The 6,740-nt window shown below is 72.2% G+C and carries 5 protein-coding genes; 3 read left to right on the top strand and 2 right to left on the bottom strand.

The annotated features are described in order from the left end of the window. Positions 1 to 6: 6 nt before the first annotated feature. Positions 7 to 771, bottom strand: coding sequence for a TetR/AcrR family transcriptional regulator (locus tag ACZ6KF_RS14285; RefSeq protein ID WP_356636935.1), 765 nt, complete (start codon positions 769 to 771; stop codon positions 7 to 9). Positions 772 to 1,145: 374 nt separating this feature from the next. Between ACZ6KF_RS14285 and ACZ6KF_RS14280 the strand changes: the two genes are divergently transcribed. Together ACZ6KF_RS14280 and ACZ6KF_RS14275 are read left to right on the top strand one after the other, a co-directional pair. Next, on the top strand, positions 1,146 to 2,510 hold the full coding sequence (locus ACZ6KF_RS14280) for an NAD(P)/FAD-dependent oxidoreductase (protein ID WP_469158784.1): 1,365 nt from the start codon (positions 1,146 to 1,148) through the stop codon (positions 2,508 to 2,510). Positions 2,511 to 2,693: 183 nt separating this feature from the next. Continuing rightward, a complete protein-coding gene (locus tag ACZ6KF_RS14275) occupies positions 2,694 to 4,373 on the top strand; it encodes an ATP-binding SpoIIE family protein phosphatase (protein ID WP_356636931.1) in 1,680 nt (559 codons plus the stop codon). On the opposite strand, the gene ACZ6KF_RS14270 is transcribed toward ACZ6KF_RS14275, so the two are convergent. Then, positions 4,370 to 5,641, bottom strand: a complete 1,272-nt coding sequence (locus ACZ6KF_RS14270; protein ID WP_469238725.1) for an MFS transporter — start codon at positions 5,639 to 5,641, stop codon at positions 4,370 to 4,372. The genes ACZ6KF_RS14275 and ACZ6KF_RS14270 overlap by 4 nt on opposite strands. Before the next feature lie 159 nt (positions 5,642 to 5,800). Between ACZ6KF_RS14270 and ACZ6KF_RS14265 the strand changes: the two genes are divergently transcribed. After that, complete coding sequence (locus tag ACZ6KF_RS14265; RefSeq protein ID WP_356636929.1) at positions 5,801 to 6,349, top strand: MarR family winged helix-turn-helix transcriptional regulator; 549 nt, start codon at positions 5,801 to 5,803, stop codon at positions 6,347 to 6,349. Positions 6,350 to 6,740 lie beyond the last annotated feature (391 nt).

The following is a 6,740-nucleotide window of genomic DNA, read 5'->3' as shown; positions in this document are numbered from 1 at the left end:
GCGCGCTCACGCCGGCCGGGACCGCAGCCCTTCCAGCAGGATGTCCAGCAGCCGCGCCGACGCCGCCGCCTGCTGCGCCGGGTCCGGCAGCGACGGGGCCGCCGTCGCGATCACCAGCAGCACGTCCGACACCGACACGTCCGGCCGCAGCTCGCCCGCCGCGCGCGCCCGCTCCACGAGTCGGCCCACCACCTCGAGCAGCGCCGCCGCCCCCGCGTCGTCCTCCGCCGGACCGCCCTCCGGCACCAGCCGCAGCTCGCCGGAGGCCGGCTGCATCCGCTGCTGCGGCACCCGCGCCTCCTCCGAGCCCGCCGCCTCCGTGCCCTCCTCCTGGTCCGGCACGCCGACCCGCAGTATCTGCGGCGGCAGCAGCCGGCCCGCGCCGGACGCCACCGACGTGCGCAGGAAGCGCGACAGCGCCGACCACGGCTCGTCCTCCTGGCCGAGCGCGGCCCGGGCCTGGTCGGTCAGCCGGGAGGTCTCCTCCTCGGCTATGCGCCGCACCAGGACGTCCTTGCTCGGGAAGCGCCGGTACACCGTGCCCACGCCCACACGCGCGCGCCGCGCCACGTCCTCCATCGGCGCGCCGTACCCCAGCTCGCCGAAGACCTCGCGCGCCGCCCTCAGCACGTGCTCCAGATTGCGCTGTGCGTCCACCCGCAGCGGTGTCGTCCGCGGCCCGTCCCCGCGTCCGTTCCCCACCGCCGCGCCGACCGCGCCGCCCGCCCCGACGGCGGACGCGGTAGACCAACGAGAGTCCTGAATGTGCATACGAATTCCCCCGGTAATGACGTCTCCCCCCGGAGACTCTCCCCGCCATCGGCACCGGAGCGCGTGGAACGAGCCTGGACCACGAACCCGCCCGTCGCGGGCCCGATGAGCGCATCCCCCTACACCCCGTCGGCATACGAACATAGTTGAGTGAGCGTCAATTCAGAAGGGGGAGGTTCCGCACACTGCGCCCCTCGATCGGAGTACGGGTCGTATACGTCCTGATTCCGCCCCCTTGAAGCACCCGGCGTACGCCCCTGACCTGCGGCGCTTATCCGGACCCTGTCATTTCGGCCAACTCCGGGCGCCCTCGGCGTCCGGTCACACAAATTGCCGGGCCTGTGGACAAACGAAGGCGCCGGGTGCGTCATGGGATGGTGAAGGAACGTGCGCGCATTCTCGTTGTCGGCGGCGGCTACGTCGGGATGTACACGGCCCTGCGCCTGCAGCGGCGGCTGAGAGCCGGACTGGGACGCGGCGACGCCGCGATCACGGTCGTCACCCCCGACCCGTACATGACGTACCAGCCGTTCCTCCCGGAGGCGGCCGCAGGTTCCATCTCCCCCCGCCACGTCGTCGTACCGCTGCGCCGCGTCCTCGGCCACTGCGACGTCGTCGTCGGCGAGGCCACCGCCGTGCGCCACGCCGAGCGCGTCGCCACCGTCAGCACCCTCGCCACCGAGGAGGGGGCGGGCGAACGCCGGCTGCCGTACGACGAACTCGTCCTCGCCCCCGGCTCCGTCTCGCGCACCCTGCCCGTCCCCGGTCTCGCCGACCACGGCATCGGTTTCAAGACCGTCGAGGAGGCCATCCGCCTGCGCAACCACGTCATCGAGCAGATGGACATCGCCTCCTCCACCCGCGACCCCGCCGTCCGCGACGCGGCCCTCACCTTCGTCTTCGTCGGCGGCGGCTACGCGGGCGTGGAGGCGCTCGCCGAGCTGGAGGACATGGCCCGCTACACCGCGCGGTACTACCACAACGTCCGCCCCGAGGACATGAAGTGGATCCTCGTCGAGGCCTCCGACCGCATCCTGCCCGAGGTCGGCCCCGAGATGGGCCGCTACGCCCTCACCGAACTGCGCCGCCGCAACATCCAGGTGCTCCTCGGCACCCGCCTGGAATCGTGCGCCGACCGGGTCGCCGTCCTCAGCGACGGCCAGCGCTTCCCCACCCGTACGGTCGTGTGGACGGCCGGTGTCAAACCCCATCCGCTGCTCGCCGCCACCGACCTGCCCCGCGACGCGCGCGGCCGGCTGGTGTGCACCGCCGAGCTGGCCGTCGAAGGACACGCGCACGCGTGGGCCGCGGGCGACGCCGCCGCCGTCCCCGACGTCACCGCCGCCGAGCCCGGCGCGAGTTGCGCCCCCAACGCCCAGCACGCCCTGCGCCAGGCCAAGGTCCTCGGCGACAACGTCGTCCACTCCCTGCGCGGCGAGCCCCTGGAGACGTACACGCACAAGTACGCGGGCTCCGTCGCCTCCCTCGGGCTGCACAAGGGCGTCGCCCATGTGTACGGACGCCGGCTCAAGGGCTACCCCGCCTGGCTGATGCACCGCGCTTATCACCTCAGCAGGGTGCCTACCGTCAACCGCAAGGCGCGCGTACTGGCCGAATGGACCCTCTCCGGCCTCTTCAAACGGGAGATCGTCTCCCTCGGTTCACTCGAACATCCCCGTGCGGAGTTCGAACTGGCGGCCGGTGGAAAGCCTTCTCAAGACCCGAACGAGTCGAACTGACCCCTCCGAGGAACTACCGCGGCCACCCCGGCGTCTGACGGATGTCGGCCCGGTCGGCCACCCTGCCAGACTGTGCCGCACAGCACAGCGGACCCCCGCACGCCCTGCCCGCAGAGGCCCTCCCCCAGGGACCCCGGGCCGGGTCCGGAGCCGGCCGACGACCACTACACGAGGCAAGGATTCGTGAACTTCACGCGCTGGAGCGCTCGGCTCCCCGGAACGCAGCGCCGCGCCGCAGCGCGGACCGACCACCAGGTCGCCACTGACCGCCGGGGAGGTGACAACGCCGTCCCCGCGGCCCGCGCCGAACAACTGACCGACGATCCCCCGTCCGTCCCCGCCATGGACGACCTGCCCGCGCGCGACATCCTCGAACGGGTCCCCGCCCTCGTCGCCCTCGTCCACGGCCCCGACCACCGCCTCGCCTACGTCAACGACGCCTACGCCACCGCCTTCGGAGCCCGCCCGCCCGGCGAACCCGCCCGCGCGGCCCTGCCCGAACTGTGCGAACTGGGCCTCCTCCCCCTCCTCGACCAGGTCCTGCGCAGCGGAAAGCCCCGCACGGTCAAGTCCCGCAAGGCCCTCGACGGCCGCTCCTACACGTTCACCTGCACCCCGGTCGCCGAGGCCGCCGGCCGCGCCCCCCGCGGCCCCGGTGTTCTCGTCTTCGCCACCGACGTCACCGACCACGCCGAGGCCGCCGAACGCCTCAGAGCCAGCGAACGACGCCAGCGCGAGACCGCCGTCACCCTCCAGCGCTCCCTCCTCCCCCAGGAGCTGGAACAACCCGACGACCTGCGCATCGCCGCGACCTACCAGCCCGGCGGCACCGAGGCCGCGGTCGGCGGCGACTGGTACGACGTCATCACCCTCGGCGGCGGCCGCACCGCCCTCGTCATCGGCGACGTCATGGGCCGCGGGGTGCGCGCGGCGGCCGTCATGGGCCAGCTGCGCACCGCCGTCCGCGCGTACGCCCGCCTCGACCTGCCCCCGCACGAGGTGCTCCAGCTCCTCGACGGCCTCGCCGCCGAGATCGACGCCCACCAGATCGCCACCTGCGTCTACGCCATCCACGACCCGAACGAGGGACGGCTGGTGTACGCCTCGGCCGGCCATCTGCCCATCCTCGTCCGCGACGAGAACGGCAAGGTGCTGCGCGCCGACGAGCCGACCGGCCCCCCGCTCGGCACCGGCGGCTGGATGCACGCCTCCGGCTCCGTCCCCCTCGCCCCCGGCTCCACCGCCGTCCTCTACACGGACGGCCTGGTCGAACGCCGGGACGCCGACCTGGACGAGGGCATCGAGGCCCTTCAGCGCGCCCTCGCCGGAGCCACCGGCACCCCGCAGGTCATCTGCGACCGCCTGATGCGCTCGGCCGGCGTCACCGCCGACCACGACGACGACGTCGCCGTCCTGGTCCTCCAGCACCCCGCCCGCACCGGCGCGGACGGCGACCTGTTCCGCAACGCCGCCCTGGATCTGCTCGGCGGCGTCGAAGCAGCGCCCCGCGCGCGGGCCTTCGCCTCCGGCGTCCTCACCAGCTGGCGGTTCCCCGCCGAGCTGCACGACCTCGGCGTCCTCGCGGCCAGCGAACTCGTCGCCAACTCCCTCCAGCACGGCACCCCGCCCATGCGTCTGCGGCTGCGCCGCACCGACCGCCGCCTCATCGTCGAGGTGACCGACGGCGACGACCACCTCCCCAGACGCCGCCGCGCGGAACCGGGCGACGAGTCGGGCCGGGGCATCGCCATCGTCGCCACCATCGCGTCCAACTGGGGCTGCCGCCGAACCCCCGGCGGCGGCAAGGCGGTCTGGTGCGAGTTCGTCCTCCCGGGGACCGGACCCGCCACCGGCGCCGGTTAGGCCGACACCGACTCCGCGGAGGCCGCCGGACCTCGCGCGACGACCCGGTTCCGGACCGCCCACGGCCGGTCCTGCGCCTCGGTCAGCCGCCGCCCCAGCCGCACCGCCAGCACGGTGATCCCCAGCGAGAACAGCAGGAAGGTCACGACGTACGGCCCGTGCAGCGAGGCGCCCATCGGCCCGCCCACCGCCGGCCCGACGGCCAGCGCCAGCTGCTTCACCAGGGCGAACGCCGAGTTGTACTGCCCCGCGAGCCCTGTCGGCGCGAGATCGGCCACCAGCGGGGCCACCGTCGGCGACAGCATCGCCTCACCCAGCCCGAACAGCGCGTACGTCGACACGAACGCAGCCGTCGCCATCTCCTGGCTGACGCTCCCCAGCCCGGCGAACCCCGCCGCGACCCAGGCCACGCCCCAGATCAGCCCCACGGCCGCGATCACCCGCGACCGCCGCCGCCGCTCGACGAACCGCAGCACCGCGAACTGCGCCACGACGATCACCAGCGTGTTGGCGGCCAGCGCCGTCCCCAGCACGGACGTCGAGATCCCGGCGGCCTCCACGCCGTACGCGCTCAGCCCCGACTCGAACTGGCCGTAGCAGGCGAAGAACAGCACGAACCCGAGCACGCACAGCTGCACCATGGCCCGGTTGCCCAGCAACTGCTTCCAGCTGCCCCGGCCCGACCCCGCCGGTGCGTCCTCGATCCGCGGCGAGTGCGGCATCCGCACCGTCGCCAGCACCACGACCAGCAGCAGGAACATCGCCGCCTCGATCGCGAACAGCAAAGTGAAGGAGGAGGCGCGGCTGGTGTCGACCAGACGGCCGCCGATCAGCCCGCCGACGCCGAGACCCAGGTTCTGCAGGAAGAACTGCGTGGCGAACGCCCGCGACCGGGTCTCTGCCGTCGAGCAGTCCACGATCATCGTCGCCAGCGCCGGTTGCATCACGGCCTGCCCGGCCCCCAGCGCCCCCGCCGACAGCAGCACGGCCGCCGCACTGCCCGCGAGCCCAAGGCTCAGCGCCCCCAGAGCGGCGGTGACCAGGGCGGCGAGCAGCACCGGCAACGGACCCCGGCGGACGATGGCCCGCCCGGCGAACGGCAGCACGATCAGCGCCGCCACGGCGAAGACGGCGAGCACCAACCCGGCCGTCACCGCCCCGAGCCCTCGCACCTGCGCCACATAGACGTACAGGTAGGGGACGGTGAAACCGAGCCCGAACGCGCTGAGTGCGTTGCCCATGTGGATCCGGCGCATCGCAGCGCCCATCGCCCTGGTCACGCTCACCTCTCTCATCTCGGAAGACGGCGACCTCGGAAGAGGACCATCAGAAGTTAGGAGTGAAGACTTCGAACCTAAAGTTCGAAGCTAAAGAGTACACATCCAAGGACTTCGACGCCAAGCGCCCGCATGGGATACTCGGGCCCCATGGGCGACACCCCCGGCCTCAACGAGCCGACACTCGAAGAACAGATCGCCGCCTACCAGCGCGAGTTCCAGGACCTCGACCCCCAGGTCGAGAAGATCGTGTCGGCGCTGTCCCGCCTGAACCGCCGGATGAACGTCGCGTACGGCCGCCAGACCGCCGCCCTCGGCATCAGCAACGCCGAGTGGGAGGTCCTCAAGGCCCTCGTCCTCTCCGGAGCCCCCTATCGGATGGGTCCCAGCGAACTCGCCAAGCGTCTCGGGCTGACGCCGGCCGCGATGACCCACCGGATCGACCGGATGGTCACCGAGGGACTCGTGACCCGGGAGCGGGACGAGTCGAACCGCGTGCGGGTGATCGTCGAGCTGACCCCCGACGGCCGCGAGAAGTGGCTGGAGGCCATGCGCCTGGCCACGGTCTTCGAGGAGGAGCTGCTTCAGGACCTCTCGCCCGAGGAACGGCTCGCCCTGGGCGAGGTCCTGACCAGACTCCTGCGCAGGGTGGAACACGCCCAGCCGGACGCCGGCGGGCGCCTGGCCGACCTCGACTGAGGGGCCAGTCCCGCCCTTGACGGGGGATGCTTGACAGCCCCCTGCCCGATCCGTAAGGTTCTTCGGGTTGCCGCGGGGCCGTAACGGTTCTGCCGACGACACCTTCCGCCGCGACAGCGGCACTCACACCACAGCAAGATCTCCCGACGGGGTTGATTTCGGCGTGCCCGAATTCAATTCGAATAGGGGCTCGGCGGCCCGATTGGGAATCGCCGGGAGGATCAGCTAAGGTTTGAGACGTCGGAACGGCCCAACGGCCGGGAAGGCAAACCCCGCTGACTGGGGATCAGGTCGGAAAAGGATCTGATAGAGTCGGAAACGCAAGACCGAAGGGAAGCGCCCGGAGGAAAGCCCGAGAGGGTGAGTACAAAGGAAGCGGCCGTTCCTTGAG

The organism is Streptomyces sp. NPDC046379, from assembly GCF_055587785.1.
Note: the sequence above shows the minus strand (reverse complement) of the source record. Positions and strands in the feature narration are given on the sequence as shown.

Bases quoted from the DNA above. Each gene is read 5' to 3' on its own strand.
- ACZ6KF_RS14285 (WP_356636935.1), bottom strand. From the start codon at position 771: ATGCACATTCAGGACTCTCGTTGGTCTACCGCGTCCGCCGTCGGGGCG.
- ACZ6KF_RS14265 (WP_356636929.1), top strand. From the start codon at position 5,801: ATGGGCGACACCCCCGGCCTCAACGAGCCGACACTCGAAGAACAGATC.
- ACZ6KF_RS14280 (WP_469158784.1), top strand. From the start codon at position 1,146: ATGGTGAAGGAACGTGCGCGCATTCTCGTTGTCGGCGGCGGCTACGTC.
- ACZ6KF_RS14270 (WP_469238725.1), bottom strand. From the start codon at position 5,641: ATGGGCGCTGCGATGCGCCGGATCCACATGGGCAACGCACTCAGCGCG.